Origin of the sequence: Streptomyces rectiviolaceus, assembly GCF_039533825.1 — a bacterium.
Lineage (GTDB): Bacteria > Actinomycetota > Actinomycetes > Streptomycetales > Streptomycetaceae > Streptomyces > Streptomyces rectiviolaceus.
This window is the reverse complement of sequence record NZ_BAAAUG010000176.1, coordinates 1-827: the sequence shown is the minus strand read 5'-3', so window position 1 is coordinate 827 and position 827 is coordinate 1. Positions and strand designations below refer to the sequence as shown.

Genomic DNA, 827 nt, shown 5'->3' with positions numbered 1-827 from the left:
ACTGCGGGCCCGCGCCCAGCGGGTCGTCGCGCAGCTCCGCGGCGATCTCGTCCCGGACCAGGACCTGTTCGGGGTCGATGTCGGGGCGGGCGCGCAGGGCGGCGGCTGCCTGCGCGGAGGCGCCGGGGGCCGTGCTGAGCCACCATTCGGTGGGGGACAGGGGCGCCTTGCCGCCCTTCTCGAGCAGGGCGTTCACGCCCGGCAGGTCGAGCAGCAGGGCCCCGCCGTCCGACGCGCCCTCGGCATCCTGCCCCTCGGCCGCCCCGGTGGTCGGCAGCTCCGCCACGGCCTTGACGACGGTCACCCGCAACGATCGGCCGCCCAGCGGCACATCGATCCGGGAGCCCACGCCCGCCCCGCTGGAGCGCAGGAACCGCTCGGTGACGACCGCCCCCGGCTTCGGTGACCTCAAGGCCCCGGCCATCGCAGGCCGTTCCCCGCGGTCCCCGCGGTCCCCGCGGTCCCCGCGGTCCCCGCGGTCCCCACGGATCAGCAGCCCCGGCATCGCCCGCGCGCCGTCGAGCGCGAGCACCGTCGCCTGGCGGTTGTCCGAGAGGTCCATCGTGGAGCGCGCGACGGGTGCGGCCTCCCGTACGCCCGGCAGGGACGCGTAGACCCCGGGCTGCCGCGCCTCCGGGATCCGGCTGCCGACCACCCTGATCTGCGTACCGGCCCTGAAGTCCGCCTGATCCTCCTGCGAGCGGTCCCAGGACGCGCTCTGGCCGATCGCCAGCATGCCCATCGCCACGGCGAGGACGAGCAGCAGCACGGGCCCCGCGCCTTGCAGCGGGCGGCGGCTCAGCTGCCAGGCCGCGAGGGCGCCGGGC

1 pseudogene is annotated in these 827 nt (G+C 77.1%); it reads right to left on the bottom strand.

Annotation, left to right across the window (positions count from 1 at the left end):
• Window positions 1-827, bottom strand: a pseudogene (locus ABD378_RS37780) (ABC transporter permease); the annotation flags it as partial.